Here is a 19975-nt window from a genome sequence, read left to right as displayed (position 1 = left end):
AGCATCCCGCTGCACGGATGAAATCGGGCTTTGAAAAGATGAGCGAAAACACTGTTACTTCGGCTGCCGACACGCCAGCGGCCAAACCTTCGCGGCGCTGGCCCTTGCTGCTGGCCGGGCTGTGCCTGGTGGCCGGCGTGGCGGGCGGTTTTGGCTGGCTGCTGCTCAAGCCCAAGGCGCCGCCGGCGGAATTGGCCAGTGACAAGCTCGGCCTCAGTCGTCCTGACGCGTTGCTGGAGACCCGCTCGCTGAGCCAGTTGCCCAAGGACTTGCTGACGGTGCCGTTCCTCAAGGCCACGCTGACCGAAGATTTCGTCTTCTACTACGAGACCCATGCTGATCGCCTCGGCTTGATCGGCAGTCTGCGCCGGATCATCTACGAGCATGACCTGAAGTTGCAGGACAGCCTGATCGAGCAGCTTTTCGATCAACCGGCCGACGTTGCGTTGTGGCGTGGCGCGGATGGGCGCTTGAAAGATTTCCTGCTGGTGATGGACCGTGGTGGGCTGGCGAAACTGCTCGAGCCGCTGGCGAAAGTAGCGCTGGATGACACGCAGCTCAGTCAGATGGGCGAACTCAAAGTCGGCGGCGATAGCGTGCCGCTGTACCAACTGACCTATAACGCCAGCAAAGCGCTGCTGTTCGCTTCCCACGGCGACAAACTGGTAGTGCTGTCGAACCCGGCCAAGTATTACGACCCGGAAAGCGGCGTCTCCGAAGAATCGGGCCATGTCTCGCCACAAGCGCTGGCGGCGCTGCTCAATGGCGAAAAACTGTTCCCCGAAGCGTTCGGTCTGCCGGCGAAAGCCCCGGAAACCAAACAACGCTTGTCGGTCAACTCCAGCGTTCTGGCCATGGGCTATCAACGTTTCATCCCGAACTTCGCCGGGCTGCGCTTCGACATGGACGACAAGGGCTGGCACAGCTACCTCGCCATGGACGAGCTGGACAATCAGCCCGACTTCGATTTCAAACCGGTCTGGCAAGCAATGCCGCTGGGCGCCAGTGCCTGCGTAACCTTGCCGGTCGCGGCCGAACCGCAAAAACCATTGCTGGTAAAACTCGGCGCCGAAGAAGCGGTAGCGCAGACCCTCACCGAACATGTGGCCGGCGCGGCAGGCCTGTGCTGGTACGCCGACTCGCGGTTGTACACGCCATTGCTGGTGGCCAGTCTGAAAGACGAGGACAGCAGCAAGCTCGACGGTGATCTTGGCAAACTGTTCGGTTCGATGGTCGGTGCATTCGAAGCCAACGTCGAAGAAAACGTGTTCCCGGTAGTCGAGAAGCAAGAAGGCCAAAACCACGTCTGGCAGCGTCAGGTCAGCTCCAACTTTGGCCCTTATGCGGCGAAGACGGCGCAGAACCCGGACGCTATTTCCGGCAAGGCCTTCATGAAAGTCAGCCTCGCCCGTCACGGTTCGACGTTGCTGTTTTCCCTCGACGACAAACTGGTCGACAAGGCCCTCGGCACTCTCGACAAACGCTTCCCGCCGATGGCCGACGTTTTGCCCAAAGACGTGCTGATGCCGATCTACTTCGGCCCGGATTCGATGGCGCAACTGATGCAGCAGGAAACCCTCGACAGCCTGCCGCAGGACATGGAGCCGGTGTTCTACAACGCCGCGCAAACCTATCTGATTCCGAAACTGCGCACCCTCGGCGGCTACGGCAAATACGCGCTGACGCTGCCGGAAGGCAGCGAGCCTGACGGCCACTGGCAATGGTTGCCGCTGGAATGGAAAGCGCTGTGACGACACTGATCCGCAGCCTCGGCCTGCTCGCGTTGTTGCTCAGTGCGGGCGCCCGCGCCGTTGAAGCACCCGCACTCGATCCGGCGCAATCCCAGGTGTTTCGCGCCTGGTTCGTGCGCATCGCTCAAGAGCAGTTGAGCCAAGGCCCAAGTCCGCGCTGGTATCAGCAGGACTGTGCCGGGCTGGTACGTTTCGCTGCCAACGAAGCGCTGAAAGTCCATGACGAAAAATGGCTGCGCAGCAATGGCCTGTCCAATCGCTACCTGCCGCCGGAGCTCTCGCTGAGCGACGATCAGCGCAAGCTCGCCCAGCAATGGCAGCAGGGCGGCGGCAAGGTCGGGCCGTACGTCAACGCGATCAAACTGATTCAGTTCAACAGCCATTTGGTCAGCCGTGACGTGTCGCAGGCGCGGCCCGGTGACCTGATGTTTTTCGATCAGGGCGACGACCAGCACCTGATGATCTGGATGGGCCGCTACATCGCCTATCACACCGGCACCACCACCCCGACTGACAACGGCATGCGTTCGGCAAGCCTGCAGCAACTCATGACATGGAAGGACACCCGATGGATACCCGACGCAGCCAACCCCAACTTCATCGGCGTCTATCGACTGAACTTTCTCTCCCAATGACCGGTGCCCGCATGTTGCGACTCTGCTCCCGAATTCCTTTGCTGCTGGCGCTGTTGCTGCCAGTGGCTACCGTCAGCGCCGAAGATTCGGTCGAGCCGAGCGGCTACACGCCGGTCTCGGGCGAAAGCTTTTTCCTGCTGGCTGATAGCAGCTTTGCTGCTGATGAACAGGCAATGGTCCGTCTCGAAGCGCCGGGCCGCGACTATCGTCGTTTCCGCATGGAACCTTACGGCGGCGCGGATATTCGTGTGTACCGGATCGACAAACCGCTGGATTTCCTCAAGCGCCAGAAGAACCTGCATCGCGTGGTCAGCGACGGCCAGTTCAAGGGTGAAGGCCTGTCCAACACCCTCGCGTACCTGTGGGACAACTGGTACCGCAAATCCCGTCGGGTGATGCAGCGCGCGTTCTCCTATGAGTCGCGCAAACAAGTCACCGAGGAAGTGCCGGAACTGAAGATGGGCAACGCCATGGTCGCGCCTACTCCGTATGACGCGCAGCCGCAATTTGCGCTGATTCCGGGTCTACCGGTGGTCAGCCAGTTCCGTTATCCGTTGTGGCAGGCCAAGCCGATTCAGCCGCCGGCCGGGGTCAATCTGGCCGGGTCTTCGAGCGATTTCGTCAGCGTCGCGCCGGGTAACGTTTATATCCCGTTGGGCAATCTGAAGCCGGGTCTGTATCTGGTCGAAGCGTTGATCGGCAAGTACCGCGCAACCACCATGGTGTTCGTCTCCAACACCGTCGCGGTGAGCAAGATTGCCGGCGATGAATTGCTGGTCTGGGCCGCGCGCAAACACGAAGGCAGTTCGGTACCGAAGGTCAATGTGCTGTGGACCGACGGCCTCGGCGTGATGAGCAGCGGTGCCACCGATACTGACGGTTTGCTGCGCCTGAAACATGTCAGCCCGGAGCGTTCGTTCGTCATCGGCGAGGACGAAGAGGGCGGGGTGTTCGTCTCCGAAAACTTCTATTACGACAGCGAAATCTACGACACCAAACTCTACGCGTTCACCGACCGGCCGCTGTATCGCCCGGGTGATTGGGTGTCGCTGAAGATCGTCGGTCGCGAGTTCAAGAATGCGCGGGACTCAGTGTTGCCAGGGGCTGCGGATGTCACGGTCAGCGTGCTTGACGCCACAGGCACTGAGTTGCAACACCTCGACCTGAAACTCGATTCGAAGGCCGGCACTCAGGGCCGCTTTCAGTTGCCGGACAACGCCGTGGCCGGGGGTTACGAGATCCGTTTCAACTATAAGGATCAGGCTTACAGCAGCGCCTTCCGTGTCGCCGAGTACATCAAGCCGCACTTCGAAATTTCGTTGAACCTGGCCAAGCAGGATTACCGCACTGGCGAACCGGTGAAGGGCAGCCTGGTGCTGCTGTACCCGGACGGCAAACCGGTGGCCAACGCTAAGTTGACCCTGAGCCTGCGCGCCCAGCAACTGTCGATGGTCGACAACGAGCTGCAATACCTCGGGCAATTCCCGGTGGAGCTGACCAGCACCGAACTGACCACCGACAGCAAGGGCAGCGCGACCCTCGACCTGCCGGCCGCCGACAAGCCGAGCCGCTATATGCTCACCGTGTTTGCCAGCGATGGCGCGGCGTATCGGGTCAAGACCACCAAGGAAATTCTAATCGACCGTGGCGCCGCGAGCTTCCGCCTGAGCGCGCCGCAACGCTTCAGTGCGGTCGGTGACAAGGTTGCGTTCAGCTACGCCAACGAGGGCGGCACCGAGCAAAGCAAAGCGGTGACGCCGAGCACCTATGGCTGGGTGCGGCTGGAAGACCAGAGCACCGGTGAAGGCAAACTCGCGGCGACGGACAAGGGCTTCAGTCTGGCGTTTGATCGTCCGGGTACTTACAACCTGACCTTGAAAGATCAACACGGTCGCGTCCTCGGCGCCACCGGTCATTCGGTCACTGGCGATGGCGTCAAAGCCGTGCCGGGCACTGTGGAAATCGTCCTCGACAAGCCTGAGTACAAGGCCGGCGATGAAGCGCTGGCGCTGATCACTTTCCCGGAACCGGTCAGCGATGCATTGCTCTCGCTGGAACGCGACAAAGTCGAAGCCACCGCGCTGCTCGCCAAGGGCGGTGACTGGTTGAAACTGGAAAAACTCAGCGACACCCAATACCGCGCGCGCATCCCGGTGAAGGACAATTTTGCACCGAACCTGACCTTCTCCGTGCTCTACACCAAGGGCGGTCAGTACAGCTTCCAGAACGCCGGGATCAAAGTGGTCGCGCCGCAAATCGACGTGGCGATCAGCACCGACAAAGCGGTGTATCTGCCGGGCGACACGGTCACGGTTGACCTGACCACGCAGTTCGCCGGCAAAGCCGTTCCGGCGCATCTGACCGTCAGCGTCGTCGACGAAATGGTCTACGCGCTGCAACCCGAAGTTGCGCCGACCATCGACCAGTTCTTCTATCACCCGCGCCGTAACAACGTGCGCACCAGCGCCAGCCTGTCGTTCATCAGTTACGACGTCGCGTTGCCGGGCAGCCCCGGTGCACCGGGCAAAGCCAACCGCAGCGAGCGTGGTGTAAAAGTGCTGGAGCGGCCGCGTCGTGAGGACGTCGATACCGCTGCGTGGCAGCCGGAGTTGTTGACCGGTGCAGACGGCAAAACCCGTTTCACCTTCAAGATGCCGGACTCGCTGACCCGCTGGCGCATCACTGCCCGCGCCATTGCCGATGACGGTCAGGTCGGGCAGAAGAAGCAGTTCGTCCGCTCGGAAAAACCGCTGTACCTGAAGTGGAGCGGGCCGAGCAAATTCCGTAAGGGCGATCAGCCGCAACTCGGCGTGTTCGCCTTCAGCCAAGCCGAGAAACCGGTCAAGGCTGAACTGGTCACTCACTATGCGGGCGCCGAACAGCGTCTGCCGGTGACCCTGAACAACGGCATCAATTATCTGCCGCTGCCGGCGTTCACATTGGCTTCCGGCGAATGGACGGCGGAGTTGGTGCAGGACGGCAAGACCGCCGACTCCCTCGCCGTGCGCCTGAGTGCGACCGGTGACGGCTGGCAAGTGACGCAGACGCAAAGCCTTGATGTCGCCAGCGGTGACACACCGTTGAGTCTGCCGGCCGACGCCACCGATATTCGCCTGCGTCTGGATGACAGCCCTCAAGCGTTGTTCCGCTCGGCACTCGATGATCTGCTCAGCTATCCGTATGGCGGCGTCGAGCAGACTGCCAGCCGGTTGCTGCCGTTGAGCATTGCCTATCCATCGCTGGCATCGAATCCACAGATTCGTGATCGCTTGCGCCTGATCATGCAGAACAGCCGTCTGCGTCTGGTGCAAATGGCCGGGCCGTCGGCGAGCTTCACCTGGTGGGGCTACGACGGTGAACCGGATGCGTTCCTCACGGCTTACGCTTACTACGCCGACTGGAACGCTAGCCAGGTGCTGGAATTGACCTTGCCGCCGGAGCATTGGCAGCGAGTGCTGGAGGTCTACGCCAAGCAAGCGCCGAACACGCCATTGCTGCAACGGGCGCTGATTCTGTCGTTTGCCAAGCAGATGCATTTGCCGGTGAACACCTTGCTCAGCGGCTTGATGGAGGATCTGGCCAAGGCCGGTGAAGGCAGCGCCGAAACCCTGATGGACGACGGCGAAGACAGTCTGGTGATGAGCGACCCGGATTCGGCGCTCGGTCTGGCGGCGGCGCGGGTATTGACCGCATCGTTGGCCACGCAGTCGAAGGTTACCTTGCCGGAAGCGTTCAATCGTCAGGTAGGGGCTGCGCAACAGCGTCTGGCGGTCAGTTCGCAGCCGTTCGCCGAGGCGCTGAACCTGTCGCTGCAAGCGTTCGATCAGGCCCGTGCTACGGCGTTGTTGCAACGTTTGCTGCCGCAGCAATCGACCCTCGAACGTGCGCTGGCGCTGACTTGGCTGCAACGCAGCATCGCCCAGGCGTCGCCGACCATTGCACTAACGCCGGGTGAAGGCTGGAAGAAGAACTACGGAGCCAGCGGCGAGATGTACTGGACGTGGCAGGGCGCGACGCCAGTGCCGAGCGTGTTGACAGTGTCCGGCACGCAGGAGCGTCCGCTGCGCGCGGCGTTGAGTTTCCAGACCCAGCAACCGGCAGTCGATCCGATGGCCGTGACCATCACCCGTCGCCTGTCGCGACTGGTGCCGGGCGACGAAGCGTTCACCTTCAAACTGGAGCCAATCGGCACCAAGCCGTTGTCCAGTGACAGTCTGTATCTGGACGAAGTGATCCTCACCAGCAAAGCGCCGAAACCGCTGCGTTACGGCATGCTCGAAGTGCCGCTGCCACCGGGCGCCGATGTTGAGCGCACGACGTGGGGCATCAAGTTGCAGGGCAAGGACGGCACCGAACCAACGGCGCTGGAGAAGGCGCGCTTCGAACCGGGGCAACTGGCCTACGCGGTGCCGGTGGATGCGCTGAGCGGCGAATTGCGCCTGCGTCATCTGGTGCGTTTCTCGCAGAAGGGCCAGTTCAACCTGCCGCCGGTGCGTTTCAAACAAGTCTACGCGCCGCAGCATCAGGCCCAGGAAGCAAAAGCCGCTCTCGGTCAGGTCACGGTCAACTGACATGAACCGGCCGCTGCTGTGGCTGCTGATGTGTGTGATACCTGCGCTGGCGACGGCGCAGGATGAGCCGTTGCGCGTGGCCTATAAGGGTGAGTTGTTATCGCTGAATCAGACGCAACTGATCGCTCGTGAACCGTTGCCGCAGACGCTCGATACCCCGTTGGGCAGTCTGTGGAAATTGTTCGTATACGCGTGGCTGGTCGATACCGGTGCGCGTGAGCCGGCCTATGAATGTCGCGGACAGTCGAAGGAAGAGGTTTATTGCTGCTCGGCGGGCGGCAGGATCGAGCGTGATCAGGCACTGGTGAAATCCTGCGGGTTGTATTTTGAACCTGCACGGTTGGGAATTGCGGCGGCGGAGTGGCGGACGTATTGGCAGGCGCGACAGGCGCCGTCGTGGTTGCTGGATTTGCCGTTGGTGCAACCGGCTCAACGGGTTTCCGTGGTTGAGTTGCTGAAGGTTCTCGCCTCGTTGCCGGCGCAGGATCAGGCGCGCCGAGTGCTGCTCGATGTGGTGCTGAATGCGGCGGACGGTAATGTCGTCGGCGAACTGGGCGGGCGTTTGCGGGTGAAAACCTGGAGCTGGCTTGGCGATCAGGATCCGCAGTCGCGCCAGGGTGGTTTCGCCGGTTGGATCGCGGACGGATCTCCGCTCTGGGCGGGTGGGCGTGGTACCAGTCAGATGGTTTTGCGCCATTACGGGCAGGCACTGGCGACGGTGTTGCCCGCCGCATGGCCGGCAGAGCCGGGGCGTTGTGTTGAAGTCGGGTTGTTCTCGCGTTATCCGGTTACGCGGGTTTTGACTGGCGAGCGGGTGGTGACTTCCGGCCCGTTACAAGGCGATTACCGCGTCGAATTCGCCAATGGCAACGCACTGGATATCCACAGCGATGGCGAACTGTTTCTGCTCAACGACAAACTCATCGCAAGGCTTGATCGCGAAGAATACGTCGCCCGCGTCCTTGAGCGTGAAGCCAAACCCGAACCCACCGAAGCGGCCAAAGCGCTGGCCGTGGCAATCCGCACTTATCTGCTGCAAAACGCCACGCGCAACGGCGATTGCCTGAGCATCGACGACAGCAGCAATCGCCAACGCGTCGCCCCGCGTCCAGCCTCGGCCGAGTCACGCAACATCGCCGCATGGACGGCAGACCTCGTGCTGGCCGGCAGCACCGTCACCTATCACTCCGATCAACCCGGCCCGGACAAACTCGCCTGGCAACAAGCCGTCGAGCAAGCTAATGCCGGTCAGCGTTACGACGCGATTCTGCTGCACGCCTACCCGCGCGCCAGCATCAGCCGCTGGGATAACCCGGTCGCCTCCTGCGAACCACTGCCCGCCGCGCAAGACTGGCTGCAGAAACAACGACGCGGCTGGCGCCCGAAACTGGAAAGCGAAACCGGCTACAACGAAGTCAGCACTTTCGCCGTGTGCAAACTGGCGTTCGGCAGACCCTTCGTCGACCGCGAACGCCAACGTATCTACGTGCGCGGCGTACTGACCCTGCAGGATCGCCTCGACCTGACCCACGAATATCTGCACCTGGCCTTTGAAGCTCACCCCAACGGCCAGGATGAAACCTACATCGAAGGGCTCGCCCGTCATCTTTTGCTGGAATAGACCATGACACTCCGTTATCCACAGGTCTTGCTGCTGCTCTGCACCTTGACTGCGCTCTCGCCAGCCATCGCTGCCGACGGCGTCAAACTCGACACCCCGATCGGCGGCTGGCGCAGCGGCGCACCCGAAGGCGAGGGCGAAAGCTTCCGCCAGACCGTCAATTACCCGGCCTCATCGGTCAACACCCCGGTCGGCCAGGCCAACACTGCCCGCATCAGCGGCGAGATCAAAGCTGCGCGGAAGGACAACGAACCCGGCCGCCTGATCGTCAATGGCCTGAGCATGCCGCTGAAAATCGATGACAGCGGCCGCTTCGACCGCCCGTTTTCCTTCCCCAACGGCAGCAACAGCGTCGAAGTGCGCAGCCCCGATGGTCAGCAACGTCATCGCACGCAGTTCCTCAACACCAGCGGCGGCGCCACCCCGGCGAAACTGCGCGTGTTGCTAGCGTGGGACAGCGACGGCACCGACCTCGACCTGCACCTCGTCACCCCCGACGGCGCGCACATCTGGTACGGCAACCGCGTCGCCGCCAACGGCGCCGGTCTGGACGTCGACGTGACCACCGGTTACGGCCCGGAAATCTTCGCCATGCCGGCGCCGATCAAGGGGCAGTATCTGGTGTATGTGAATTATTACGGCGGTGGGTATCGCGGGGATGATGAGGGTGGAGATGAGGCGGTACAGGCACTGACCACGGCGCAGGTGACGGTGATTACTGAAGAAGGGACGCCTAGCGAGAAGATGGAGACGTTTTTGATCCCGATGCGGGCGGTGGGGGAACTGACGTTGGTTAAGGCGTTTAGTTATCCGTGAGGGAATTGGGCTGCGGGTTGCTGCCCAATTTCAGGTCGCAGACATTGGACCGACTCAGGGCAGGAGCGAAAGACGGTCCTGCGCAACCTCGTAAGCAGCTTCTCTCTCTCTCGCTTCCCGATTGCGATTACAAACACCACAATCTCTTGATCAAGGACCTGATAGATCAGGCGATAGCCAGCGCTTTTCAGCTTCACTTTGTAGCAATCCGGGAGCTCGCGAAGTCGATTGGCTTCTATTCGAGGATTCTCCAATACTTCTGTGAGCTTCTTCTTGAACTGGTGGCGAACCGTATCGCCGAGTTTGTTCCACTCCTTTAAAGCACGACGATCAAATTCAAGGTTATAGGTCATCCAGACTTACCTTGACTCGTTGAGGTGCCGCGAGGCGTTCGGTGACTACGGCTATGAGTACTTCATCTTCCTCGCTGAGCAATGCTGCTTTGAAGGGTAGCTTGCCTCGCTCGGCGACGTATTGGAGTGTCTGACGCAAAAGCTCTGAGGGGGTTACTCCCAGCTTTTCCAGTTCGGCGAAGGAGCGCTGCTTCAGATCATCGTCGATGCGAATGTTGATGGAGGCCATGATGAAATACCTGTAATGACGTTTGTCGTTACGGTACCAAGAGGCTCTTCTGTTCGACAAGCGCGAATTTATGTTTCAGACGGTAGGCCGGGTTTATTTCAGGCATTAAAAAGCCGGCTTGTGGCCGGCTTCTCGGGGACTGGCTTGGCCTATTTTTGGTAAGCCTTGCCAGCCTTCAAAACGTACATCCGGATCTGCGTCCGGCTGTGGGACTTGGTCAGACGTTGGTCTGCCGCGTCGTGCGCTGTCTGAGCCGCGGGGCGGGTCGATGCGCAAATGTGGGGCGCAGGATACTGAGTTTTGCTGTGGATTCCCAGCCTGAAGTGCGGTTTAGAGCGACTTCTACGCCAGAAATCCGAGATTTGTACCGATTGTCCGGGCCTCTTCGCGAGCAGGCTCGCTCCCACAGGGATCGATGTTTGCCGACAGACCTCACCGTTTTCTAGAGAAACGGCACCACCGGCCGCCGCTTGCTCACGGTCGACCACCAGAACACCCAGCCCAATATATGAATCCTTTGCTCCTCGATCTGTGCCGGGCGGAAGACTTCGTCCGGGTATTCGGCGTTGTTGTGGCTGCGCAGGCGCAGGCCGTTGCCGGGCATGCGGTGCAGGTATTTGATGCGCAGCATGCCGTCGTGTTCGATGGCGTAGATCTCACCGTCGACGACCTGGGTCAGGCTGCGGTCGATGGCGACGATGGAGCCGTCTTCGATGCGTTCGGCCATGCTGTTGCCGATCATGTGCGCGCAGATGGCGTCGGCATGGCGGATTTCCAGTTGATCCAGTGGGGCGCGCAGCAGGCGAATGGACAGGTCCGGGTCCTGGATGACGTGGGTTTTGTCTGAGCCGTTGGTCAGGGGTGTTTCTTTGAAGAAGGCCAGTTCGATGTCGTTGGGATGGATGAATCGGTAGGCGCCCTGTGGATCGTGGGCGTCAAAGCTGTCGCCGTTGCTGGCCGGCGGAGTCAGGCTTGGCAGCTCTTTTGTGCCTTGGCCGGTTTTCAGCCATTCGCTGTTGACGGACAGCAGGCGTGAGACTTCTTCCATGCGATACGCCGGGACGCCCCGGGTGTACCAGTTGTGGACATTTTGGGCTTCCGTGCCCCAGAACTTTGCGAAACCCGTCGTCGAGATGTTCGCAGCTTCCAGGAGTGCCTTGAATCTTGGACCGCTAGTGTTCTTTCTCATAAACACGGAGTCTACGGCCGTGCCAGAGCGGTTTGAATAAACCAGACGTTCAAAAACGGGCTGAATTTTGCGACGGAATGTAAGACGATCTTGTGGGAAATTACACAGGCTAAAACTTTTCTGTAGTCCGTTATAAACGCTCTGTTTAAGGCGGCTATTACCAGGCACAAAAAACCCCGGATCAACCGGGGTTTTCTTCAAGCCTCACGCGTAGCGCAGGTGCTTAGCCCTTGTAGGCGGCAACCGACTTGGTGATCGCGTCGCGGGCGGCGTCTGCACCGGCCCAGCCTTCGATCTTGACCCATTTGCCTTTCTCGAGATCTTTGTAGTTCGCGAAGAAGTGCTCGATCTGCTGGATCAGCAGTGGCGGCAGGTCGGTGTATTCCTTCACATCGACGTACAGCTGGGACAGCTTGTCGTGTGGCACTGCGATGACTTTGGCATCGCCGCCGCCGTCGTCGGTCATGTTCAGGATGCCGACTGGACGGGCGCGGATTACCGAGCCTGGCGCAACCGGGTAAGGGGTCACAACCAGCACGTCGAGGGGATCACCGTCGTCAGCCAAGGTGTTCGGGATGTAACCGTAGTTGGCCGGATAGAACATTGGGGTGGCCATGAAACGGTCAACGAACAGGCAATCGCTGTCTTTGTCGATTTCGTATTTGATCGGCGCGTGGTTGGCCGGGATCTCGATCGCGACGTAGATGTCGTTCGGCAGGTCTTTGCCAGCCGGAATCTTGCTGTAGCTCATTGGGCGTTGCCCCCGTAGTTGACCAAAAACACTTGGCCGGATTGACCAAAAAGTGGCGGCGATTATAGGCATATTCTGCCGTCGACGCCATGTACCGAAAGTCGTGCAGAGCTTAGTCGTGCGCCTGATAGACCGGGTCTGTGGCCTGAAGTTGCCGCAACCGGCTCAACGGGTCCTGCCGGTAGAAAAGCTGCAACTGCGCATAGACCTGTGGATAAGCCTCGTGCAGCAGATCCGGGGCGCTGAAGAAGTACTCGCTGGTGACCGCAAAGAACTCGGCGGGGTTTTCGGCGGCGTAGGGATCAATGGCGGTTTCGGCGTCCGGGTCATGGTCGAGCTGACGGTTGAGGTCGTCGTAAGCCTTTTGCATGACGTCGGCCCAGTCGCTGACACGCATGTCGGCATGCAGCGGCGGCAGACCATTGGCGTCGCCGTTGAGCATGTCGAGTTTGTGCGCCAGTTCGTGGATCACCAGGTTGTAGCCTTCCCAGCCACCACTGGCCATCACACCCGGCCAGGCAAGAATGATCGGCCCTTGCTGCCAGGCTTCGCCGCTGTGCTCGCCGTCCCACTCATGCTCGACACCGCTGGCGTCACGATGACGTTGCGGGCTGAGGAAATCGTCCGGGTAGAGGACGATTTCATGAAAACCCTGATACCAGTTCAGATCGCCGAGATTGAGCAGCGGCAGCTGCGCCTGGGCGGCGAGCAACAGGCGTTGTTCCTGATGCAGTTCGACGCCGGGCAGGGCGCTCAGGTGTTTGTCTTCGAGGAATAGCACGCAGGCTTCGCGCAGCCACTGGTCTTCGGCTGCGCTGATGCCGTCAAGGAAGCTCAGGTGATGGCGCACCCGTTGCCACATCTCGTCGGCAATCGGGTGCTTTGCCAGAGTGCGCCGGCGACGCCAGGCGCTCAGCGACCACATCGGCTTAGTGCGATTGGGCTTTGGTGCCGCCGAAACGGCTGCGAACCACGCCGAGAATCATCGGCACCAGCGACAGCAGAATGATCGCCACCACCAGCAACGACAGGTTTTTCTTGATGAACGGTACGTTGCCGAAGAAATAGCCCAGCGTGACCAGACCGCCGACCCAGAGGATGGTGCCCAGTACGCTGAAACCGAAGAAACGTGCGTACGGCATCTTCGCCACACCGGCGACGAACGGGGCAAAGGTACGGATGATCGGCAGGAAGCGCGCCAGGGTTACGGTCTTGCCACCGTGCTTGTCGTAGAAGTCGTGGGTTTTCTGCAGGTAATCGCGACGGAAGATTTTCGAGTTCGGGTTGCTGAACAGCTTTTCGCCGGCCGTTCGTCCGATCACATAATTGGTGCTGTCACCGAGTATGGCCGCGAGCATCAGCAGACCGCCCAGCAGCACCGGATCCATACCACCGCCAGCGGCAACGGCGCCGGCAATGAACAGCAACGAGTCACCCGGCAGGAAAGGCATCACCACTAGGCCGGTTTCACAGAAAATCACCAGAAACAGGATGGCGTAGATCCATGGCCCATAGTTGTTCACCAGCAAATCGAGATAGACGTCGAGATGCAGGATAAGGTCGAGCGGGTTGAAATCCATGGGGGCACCTGTATGGCGGCCCGACTCGGCAGGCCTGTGCGGATGACTTCGTGTAAGCCTACAGCGGGGTGTAGTTTTTCTTACAAGCCGGAAAGATCGGGATTATACGGTCTGAAGGATGAAAAGCGCGTTGGTTTTGTAGCGGGGGATGTCGGGGTGTGAACAATTGTCAGGCTGCATTCGGCGTGGCTGAGGGAGCAGGCTCCCTCATCACACGTTGCATGCGCGATCAGAGTTCTTCGCTGATCGGCAACACATAGTTTTTGAACTCGGTGTCTTCCTTGAACCCGATGGATTCGTAGGTTTTCTGCGCGACGTCATTGTTGCTGCTGGTGGAAACGCGCATGCGCACTGCCTGGGTTTCCTTGGCCATTTTCTTCGCAGTGCGGATCAGGTTGTCAGCGACCAGTTGCCGGCGCGCGTCTTCAGCGACATATATGTCGTTGAGGATCCACACGCGTTTGAGCGACAGCGAGGAGAAGCTTGGATAGAGCTGACAGAAACCCATCAGTTTCTTGTCGTCATCGTCGGCCAGTGCCAGGTAGATCACCGATTCCTTGCGGCGCAGACGCTTTTCAAGGAACGCACGGGAGGAATCCGGGTAAGGCAGGGAACCGTAGAACTCGCGATATTTGACGAACAATGGGGTCAACAAATCCAGATGTTCGAGGGTCGCTTGAATAATCCGCATGATAGGTCTCGTCTTCAAGTGGCTGTCTTCAACTGCTCTGACGGCGATGGGAAACCCGTGCGGCCGTGCATCGATCCTGCCTTAAACCGGCGCAGAAACGCAATGCGGAAACGGTTCAGGTTGTGGGCGGATCCAGTAGGAAATTACCTTTCATGTCTACACCGGCATCCGATTCCAGCGTCTGAACCTGTGCTTCGTCCTTCAGGTTGACCCCCGACAACTGCCGCCGACAGGCTTCGCGCATCAGATAGAGCAAGCGGTGCGCCGCCATGCCGTAGCTCAAACCTTCGAGCCGCACATTGGAGATGCAGTTGCGGTAGGCGTCGGTCAGGCCGATTTTTGGATTGTAGGTGAAATATAAACCGAGACTGTCCGGTGAGCTGAGGCCCGGGCGTTCGCCAATCAGCATCACCAGCATTTTTGCACCGAGCAATTGGCCGATTTCATCACCGACGGCAACGCGACCCTGTTCCATCAGGATAACGGGCGCCATCGACCAGCCGTCAGCGCTCATTTGCTCCTCCAGTCGGGTCAGAAACGGCAAGGTATGCCGATGAACCGCCAGTGCCGACAGGCCGTCGGCCACGACAATCGCCAGATCGACACCACCCGGATGCGCCGCAGCGTATTCACGCAAGGCCTGCGCCGATTCATCGCTGAGCTTGCGCCCCAGATCCGGGCGTTGCAGATAACTGTTTCGATCCGTAGCGGCGCTGTGCAGCAGCAGGCTTTCGCGTCCGCGTTCAGTCAATTGCGCACTGAGTCCGGCATGATCAAATGGCAGATGCACGGCGTCACGTGCCTGGGCATGGGCAAACTGAAAATCCAGTTGCGCGTTGGTCGGCAGACTGGTGCCAGTGCGGCCAAGGGCGATCCGTGCCGGGGTCAGGCGGCGCAGTTCCAGCCAAGGGTTTTGCGGGTCCACGGGCGGTTTTTCCATACGACTCATCCCAGTTGCGCGAGCGCCTGGCGGAAGGCCGGCGGCAAGTTGTTACCGAAGCGAACCTTGCCGTCCGCTTGAGTGAAGATGCCCATGTTCGCCAGCCACTGTTCGAACTCGGGCGCCGGTTTCAGGCCCAGGGTCTGCCGGGCGTAGAGCGCGTCGTGGAACGAAGTGGTCTGGTAATTGAGCATGATGTCGTCGGAGCCGGGGATGCCCATGATGAAGTTGATCCCGGCGACCCCAAGCAAAGTCAGCAAGGTGTCCATGTCGTCCTGATCGGCTTCGGCATGGTTGGTGTAGCAGATGTCGCAACCCATCGGCACGCCGAGCAGCTTGCCGCAGAAATGGTCTTCGAGGCCGGCGCGGATGATCTGTTTGCCGTTGTAGAGGTATTCCGGGCCGATAAATCCTACAACCGTGTTCACCAGGAACGGCTTGAAATGTCGCGCCACGGCGTAGGCTCGCGTCTCGCATGTCTGTTGGTCGACACCGTTATGGGCATTGGCCGACAGCGCGCTGCCCTGACCGGTTTCGAAATACATCAGGTTTTGCCCGAGGGTGCCGCGATTCAGGCTCAGGCCGGCGTCGTAGCCTTCCTGCAACACGTTCAGGTTGATGCCGAAACTGGCATTGGCCGCTTCGGTGCCGGCAATCGACTGGAACACCAGGTCCAGCGGCACGCCGCGATTGATCGCCTCGATAGAGGTGGTGACGTGGGTCAGTACGCAGGCCTGGGTCGGGATGTCGTAGCGCTGGATGATCGCGTCGAGCATTTCCAGCATCGCGCAGATTGAGGCGATGCTGTCGGTGGCCGGGTTGATGCCGATCATCGCGTCGCCATTGCCGTAGAGCAGACCGTCGAGAATGCTCGCGGCGATGCCGGAAGGTTCGTCGGTCGGGTGATTGGGTTGTAGTCGGGTCGAAAGACGCCCGCGCAGGCCAAGGGTGCCGCGAAATTTTGTGACCACGCGGATTTTTTGCGCCACCAGCACCAGATCCTGCACGCGCATGATCTTTGATACCGCCGCGACCATTTCCGGGGTCAGGCCGGGAGCGAGGTTGCGCAGGCTGGTTTCATCGGCGGCGTCGCTGAGCAACCAGTCGCGAAAACCACCGACGGTGAGGTGGCTGACCACGGCGAAGGCTTGTTTGTCGTGTGTGTCGATGATCAGGCGGGTGACTTCATCGGACTCGTATGGAATCAGCGCCTCTTGCAGGAAGTGCGTGAGCGGGATGTCGGCCAGGGCCATTTGCGCGGCCACGCGCTCGCCGTCGTTGAGGGCTGCGACGCCGGCGAGAAAATCCCCGGAACGCGCCGGGCTGGCCTTGGCCATGACGTCCTTGAGGCTGTCGAAGCGGTAGGTCTGGGCGCCGACCGTGTGAGCGAAACTGGCCATACACAATTCTCCGTGACGGCGCAGACCGAGCCTGCGCCGGGATTGTCGGCACTCAGTGCAAGGCTTGCTCAGCCTTCTGGATCGCCGCGAATTCTTCTTCCGGCGTGCCTGCTACCAAGTGATGTCGACTGTAGAACGCAAAGTAAGCAATTAACACTCCATAGATGACGGCGGCACCGATTACCACCCGTGGATCGACCAGGAAACCCGCGACCACGGCGATGCACGCCAGCACCAAGGCCACGCCGGAGGTGAAGATGCCGCCCGGTGTGCGGTACGGCCGATCCATTTTGGGGCGGCGAATCCGCAAGGTGATGTGCGCGGCCATCATCAGCACATAGGAAATGGTTGCGCCGAACACCGCCACCAGAATCAGCAGATCGCCCTGGCCGGTCAGCGACAGGCCGAAACCGATGATGCCGGGAATCACCAGCGCCAGGACCGGTGCCTTGCTTTTATTGGTTTCGGACAGTTTGCGTGGCAGGTAGCCGGCCCGGGACAGCGCGAAAATCTGCCGCGAGTACGCGTAGATGATCGAGAAGAAACTCGCGATCAGTCCGGCCAGCCCCACGAGGTTGACGAAACTGCCCATCCAGGTCGAGCCGCCATAGGCTTTGCTCAACGCTTCGACCAACGGGTTACCGGAGGTCAGCAGCGAGTTGGCGCCCGCACCGCCGGGGCCAACGATCAGAATCAACAGGGCAAACATGAGCAGCACCAACATGGCGCCGATCAAGCCGCGCGGCAGATCACGTTTGGGGTTCTTGGTTTCCTCGGCAGCCAGCGGCACGCCTTCAACGGCAAGGAAGAACCAGATCGCATAGGGAATCGCCGCCCAGACGCCGACATAGCCGAATGGCAGAAACGGACTGGCACCCGCGGCGGCAGTCACAGGAATGTCGAGCAGGTTGGCGACGTCGAAGTGCGGCACCATGGCCACCAGAAACACCCCCAGTGCCAACGCGGCGACGGCGGTGATGACAAACATCAGCTTGAGCGCTTCGCCGACCCCGAATATGTGGATGGCAATGAAAATGATGTAGAAGGCCAGATAGATCATCCAGCCGCCGATGCCGAACAGCGATTCGCAGTAGGCTCCGATGAACACCGCGATAGCCGCAGGGGCAATGGCGTATTCGATGAGAATTGCGGTGCCGGTGAGAAACCCGCCCCACGGCCCGAATGCACTGCGGGCAAAACCGTAGCCACCGCCGGCGGTGGGGATCATCGAAGACAACTCGGCCAGAGAAAAGCACATGCACAGGTACATGGTGGCCATCAGCAGCGTCGCCAGGAACATGCCGCCCCAGCCACCCTGAGCGAGGCCGAAGTTCCAGCCGGCATAGTCACCGGAAATCACGTAGGCAACGCCCAGACCCACTAGCAGTACCCAGCCGGCGGCACCTTTTTTCAGTTCGCGTTGTTGAAAGTAATCCGATCCGACTTTTTCATAGTCGACAGAGGTGCCGGTCGCCGGAGCGCCAGCCGGGGATTCGCTAGGCATAGGTTTCACCGTTCTTATTGTTTTATTGGCCCGGCTTTTTTGCCGGTGGGTAGCATGATCGTCCCCACGCTCTGCGTGGGGATGCCTCAACGGACGCTCTGCGTTCGGCTTTGGTGGGACGCGGAGCGTCCGTTGAGGCATTCCCACGCAGAGCGTGGGAACGATCAGTGCTGCAGGTTTAGAAGAAGCCCAACGGATTGATGTCGTAGCTCACCAGCAGGTTTTTCGTCTGCTGATAGTGATCGAGCATCATCTTGTGGGTTTCACGGCCGACGCCGGACTTCTTGTACCCGCCGAACGCGGCATGCGCCGGGTACAGGTGGTAGCAGTTGGTCCATACGCGACCGGCCTTGATCGCGCGGCCCATACGGTAGGCACGGTTGATGTCGCGGGTCCACAGCCCGGCGCCGAGGCCGAACTCGGTGTCATTGGCGATGGCCAGGGCTTCGGCTTCGTCCTTGAAGGTGGTGATGCTCACCACCGGTCCGAAGATTTCTTCCTGGAACACGCGCATTTTGTTGGTGCCCTTGAGCAGGGTCGGTTGGATGTAATAGCCGGTCGCGAGACTGCCCTCGAGTTTTTCCACCTTGCCGCCGGTCAGCAGCTCGGCACCTTCGCCCTTGGCGATTTCCAGGTAGGAGAGGATCTTGTCGAATTGCTGCTCGGACGCCTGCGCGCCGACCATGGTGTCGGTGTCCAGCGGATCGCCACGTTTGATCTGGCTGACTTTCTTCATCACCGCTTGCATGAATTCGTCGTAGATCGACTCTTGCACGAGTGCGCGCGACGGGCAGGTGCACACTTCGCCTTGGTTGAAGAACGCCAGCACCAGACCTTCAGCGGCTTTTTCGATGAAGCTCGGTTCGGCCTGCATGATGTCTTCGAAGAAGATGTTCGGCGATTTGCCGCCCAGTTCCACGGTGGACGGAATGATGTTCTCGGCAGCGCACTTCATGATGTGCGAACCGACCGGGGTCGAGCCGGTGAACGCGATCTTGGCGATGCGTTTGCTGGTGGCCAGGGCTTCGCCGGCCTCTTTGCCGAACCCTTGCACCACGTTGAGCACGCCCGGCGGTAACAGATCGCCGATCAACTCCATTAGTACACAGATGCCCAGCGGGGTTTGCTCGGCCGGTTTCAGGACGACGCAGTTACCAGCGGCCAGCGCCGGGGCGAGTTTCCACGCGGCCATCAGCAGCGGGAAGTTCCACGGGATGATCTGGCCGACCACGCCCAGCGGTTCATGAATGTGATAAGCCACAGTGTTGCCGTCAATTTCGGCAGCGCTGCCTTCCTGGGCCCGCAGGCAACCGGCGAAGTAGCGGAAATGATCGGCGGCCAGCGGGATGTCGGCGTTGAGGGTTTCGCGGATGGCTTTGCCGTTGTCCCAGGTTTCGGTGATCGCCAGCAGTTCGAGGTTCTGTTCGATGCGGTCGGCGATTTTCAGCAGGATCAGCGAGCGCGCCTGCACGGAGGTCGCGCCCCACGCGTCGGCAGCGGCGTGGGCGGCGTCCAGTGCCTTGTCGATGTCTTCGGCAGTGGAGCGCGGGAATTCGGCAATCGGTTGGCCATTCACTGGCGAAGTGTTGGTGAAGTACTGACCTTTGACAGGCGCGACGAACTCGCCGCCGATGTAGTTACCGTACTTGCTCTTGAACGAGACTTTGGCGCCTTCAGTACCGGGGTGAGCGTAACGCATGATGATGTTCTCCTTGGCTTTGTACTTATTAGAGAAACGCGCAAGTGCGCTTGCTATAAGCGTAGAGCAAAGGTCGGGCCACCGCCGTGCAGGGCCGGTAAATCAAGGGCTTGGCCGGTTTTTGTCGGACGGGTGGATGGCGCCTGTGACGGTTTCGGTACAGATGGGGTGACAGTTTGTATCGCTTTTGGCACAGCCAGTGACTGGGCAGTCTTGCCAGCATTGCAATACACATTTACCTGGAG

At 60.3% G+C, this 19975-nt stretch carries 15 protein-coding genes and 1 pseudogene; 5 read left to right on the top strand and 11 right to left on the bottom strand.

Annotated elements, in window-relative coordinates; all coding sequences use genetic code 11:
* Positions 1-38 precede the first annotated feature (38 nt).
* Genes ACOYXH_RS21980 through ACOYXH_RS21960 form a run of 5 tightly spaced genes read left to right on the top strand, consistent with a single transcriptional unit; the run spans position 39 to position 9394 of the window.
* Positions 39-1751 (top strand): DUF2138 domain-containing protein, encoded by a 1713-nt coding sequence (locus ACOYXH_RS21980; RefSeq protein ID WP_095048846.1) that lies wholly within the window; start codon positions 39-41, stop codon positions 1749-1751.
* Positions 1736-2386: a DUF1175 domain-containing protein gene (locus ACOYXH_RS21975; RefSeq protein ID WP_095048804.1), complete on the top strand. Its 651-nt coding sequence runs from the start codon at positions 1736-1738 to the stop codon at positions 2384-2386. The genes ACOYXH_RS21980 and ACOYXH_RS21975 overlap by 16 nt, the downstream gene beginning before the upstream one ends.
* On the top strand, positions 2383-6957 hold the full coding sequence (locus ACOYXH_RS21970) for an alpha-2-macroglobulin family protein (protein ID WP_320413547.1): 4575 nt from the start codon (positions 2383-2385) through the stop codon (positions 6955-6957). The genes ACOYXH_RS21975 and ACOYXH_RS21970 overlap by 4 nt, the downstream gene beginning before the upstream one ends.
* A gap of 1 nt (position 6958) precedes the next feature.
* The gene (locus ACOYXH_RS21965) at positions 6959-8578 is read left to right on the top strand and encodes a DUF2300 domain-containing protein (protein ID WP_460066150.1); all 1620 of its coding nucleotides are present in this window, start codon (positions 6959-6961) and stop codon (positions 8576-8578) included.
* A 3-nt stretch (positions 8579-8581) separates the two neighbouring features.
* Positions 8582-9394: a YfaP family protein gene (locus ACOYXH_RS21960; RefSeq protein ID WP_095125504.1), complete on the top strand. Its 813-nt coding sequence runs from the start codon at positions 8582-8584 to the stop codon at positions 9392-9394.
* 54 nt (positions 9395-9448) lie between these two features.
* On the opposite strand, the pseudogene ACOYXH_RS21955 reads toward ACOYXH_RS21960, so the two are convergent.
* The 11 genes and pseudogenes from ACOYXH_RS21955 to exaC form a co-directional block, all read right to left on the bottom strand.
* A pseudogene (locus ACOYXH_RS21955) lies at positions 9449-9747 on the bottom strand (type II toxin-antitoxin system RelE family toxin).
* Positions 9737-9976 carry a type II toxin-antitoxin system RelB/DinJ family antitoxin gene (locus ACOYXH_RS21950; protein WP_016984130.1) on the bottom strand — a complete coding sequence of 80 codons (240 nt, stop codon included), beginning with the start codon at positions 9974-9976 and terminating at the stop codon, positions 9737-9739. The pseudogene ACOYXH_RS21955 and the gene ACOYXH_RS21950 overlap by 11 nt, the downstream one beginning before the upstream one ends.
* 442 nt (positions 9977-10418) lie before the next feature.
* Entirely contained in the window at positions 10419-11165 is a 747-nt protein-coding gene (locus tag ACOYXH_RS21945) for a S24 family peptidase (RefSeq protein WP_095048800.1), read from the bottom strand.
* Between the two features lie 223 nt (positions 11166-11388).
* Positions 11389-11916 (bottom strand): inorganic diphosphatase, encoded by a 528-nt coding sequence (gene ppa / locus ACOYXH_RS21940; protein WP_008052339.1) that lies wholly within the window; start codon positions 11914-11916, stop codon positions 11389-11391.
* Positions 11917-12028: 112 nt separating this feature from the next.
* On the bottom strand, positions 12029-12841 hold the full coding sequence (locus ACOYXH_RS21935) for a M90 family metallopeptidase (RefSeq protein WP_095048798.1): 813 nt from the start codon (positions 12839-12841) through the stop codon (positions 12029-12031).
* A 4-nt stretch (positions 12842-12845) separates the two neighbouring features.
* Positions 12846-13496, bottom strand: coding sequence for a DedA family protein (locus tag ACOYXH_RS21930; RefSeq protein WP_034153744.1), 651 nt, complete (start codon positions 13494-13496; stop codon positions 12846-12848).
* Positions 13497-13725: 229 nt separating this feature from the next.
* Entirely contained in the window at positions 13726-14187 is a 462-nt protein-coding gene (locus tag ACOYXH_RS21925; protein ID WP_095048797.1) for a GNAT family N-acetyltransferase, read from the bottom strand.
* A 115-nt stretch (positions 14188-14302) separates the two neighbouring features.
* Positions 14303-15136 (bottom strand): ethanolamine ammonia-lyase subunit EutC, encoded by an 834-nt coding sequence (gene eutC, locus ACOYXH_RS21920; RefSeq protein ID WP_371857748.1) that lies wholly within the window; start codon positions 15134-15136, stop codon positions 14303-14305.
* On the bottom strand, positions 15133-16527 hold the full coding sequence (locus ACOYXH_RS21915) for an ethanolamine ammonia-lyase subunit EutB (protein WP_460066145.1): 1395 nt from the start codon (positions 16525-16527) through the stop codon (positions 15133-15135). The genes eutC and ACOYXH_RS21915 overlap by 4 nt, the downstream gene beginning before the upstream one ends.
* A 52-nt stretch (positions 16528-16579) precedes the next feature.
* Positions 16580-18031, bottom strand: a complete 1452-nt coding sequence (eat, locus tag ACOYXH_RS21910; protein ID WP_095125501.1) for an ethanolamine permease — start codon at positions 18029-18031, stop codon at positions 16580-16582.
* Between the two features lie 178 nt (positions 18032-18209).
* Complete coding sequence (gene exaC, locus ACOYXH_RS21905) at positions 18210-19730, bottom strand: acetaldehyde dehydrogenase ExaC (protein WP_095048794.1); 1521 nt, start codon at positions 19728-19730, stop codon at positions 18210-18212.
* Positions 19731-19975: the final 245 nt, after the last annotated feature.

It is taken from the genome of Pseudomonas sp. Mb7 (assembly GCF_054790525.1).
The sequence above is the reverse complement of the archived record's forward strand: the minus strand, read 5'-3'. Positions and strand labels throughout refer to the sequence as shown.

Coding starts and splice junctions, on each gene's coding strand:
- ACOYXH_RS21980 (WP_095048846.1), top strand. CDS start 39: ATGAGCGAAAACACTGTTACTTCGGCTGCCGACACGCCAGCGGCCAAA.
- ACOYXH_RS21975 (WP_095048804.1), top strand. CDS start 1,736: ATGGAAAGCGCTGTGACGACACTGATCCGCAGCCTCGGCCTGCTCGCG.
- ACOYXH_RS21970 (WP_320413547.1), top strand. CDS start 2,383: ATGACCGGTGCCCGCATGTTGCGACTCTGCTCCCGAATTCCTTTGCTG.
- ACOYXH_RS21965 (WP_460066150.1), top strand. CDS start 6,959: ATGAACCGGCCGCTGCTGTGGCTGCTGATGTGTGTGATACCTGCGCTG.
- ACOYXH_RS21960 (WP_095125504.1), top strand. CDS start 8,582: ATGACACTCCGTTATCCACAGGTCTTGCTGCTGCTCTGCACCTTGACT.
- ACOYXH_RS21950 (WP_016984130.1), bottom strand. CDS start 9,976: ATGGCCTCCATCAACATTCGCATCGACGATGATCTGAAGCAGCGCTCC.
- ACOYXH_RS21945 (WP_095048800.1), bottom strand. CDS start 11,165: ATGAGAAAGAACACTAGCGGTCCAAGATTCAAGGCACTCCTGGAAGCT.
- ppa (WP_008052339.1), bottom strand. CDS start 11,916: ATGAGCTACAGCAAGATTCCGGCTGGCAAAGACCTGCCGAACGACATC.
- ACOYXH_RS21935 (WP_095048798.1), bottom strand. CDS start 12,841: ATGTGGTCGCTGAGCGCCTGGCGTCGCCGGCGCACTCTGGCAAAGCAC.
- ACOYXH_RS21930 (WP_034153744.1), bottom strand. CDS start 13,496: ATGGATTTCAACCCGCTCGACCTTATCCTGCATCTCGACGTCTATCTC.
- ACOYXH_RS21925 (WP_095048797.1), bottom strand. CDS start 14,187: ATGCGGATTATTCAAGCGACCCTCGAACATCTGGATTTGTTGACCCCA.
- eutC (WP_371857748.1), bottom strand. CDS start 15,136: ATGAGTCGTATGGAAAAACCGCCCGTGGACCCGCAAAACCCTTGGCTG.
- ACOYXH_RS21915 (WP_460066145.1), bottom strand. CDS start 16,527: ATGGCCAGTTTCGCTCACACGGTCGGCGCCCAGACCTACCGCTTCGAC.
- eat (WP_095125501.1), bottom strand. CDS start 18,031: ATGCCTAGCGAATCCCCGGCTGGCGCTCCGGCGACCGGCACCTCTGTC.
- exaC (WP_095048794.1), bottom strand. CDS start 19,730: ATGCGTTACGCTCACCCCGGTACTGAAGGCGCCAAAGTCTCGTTCAAG.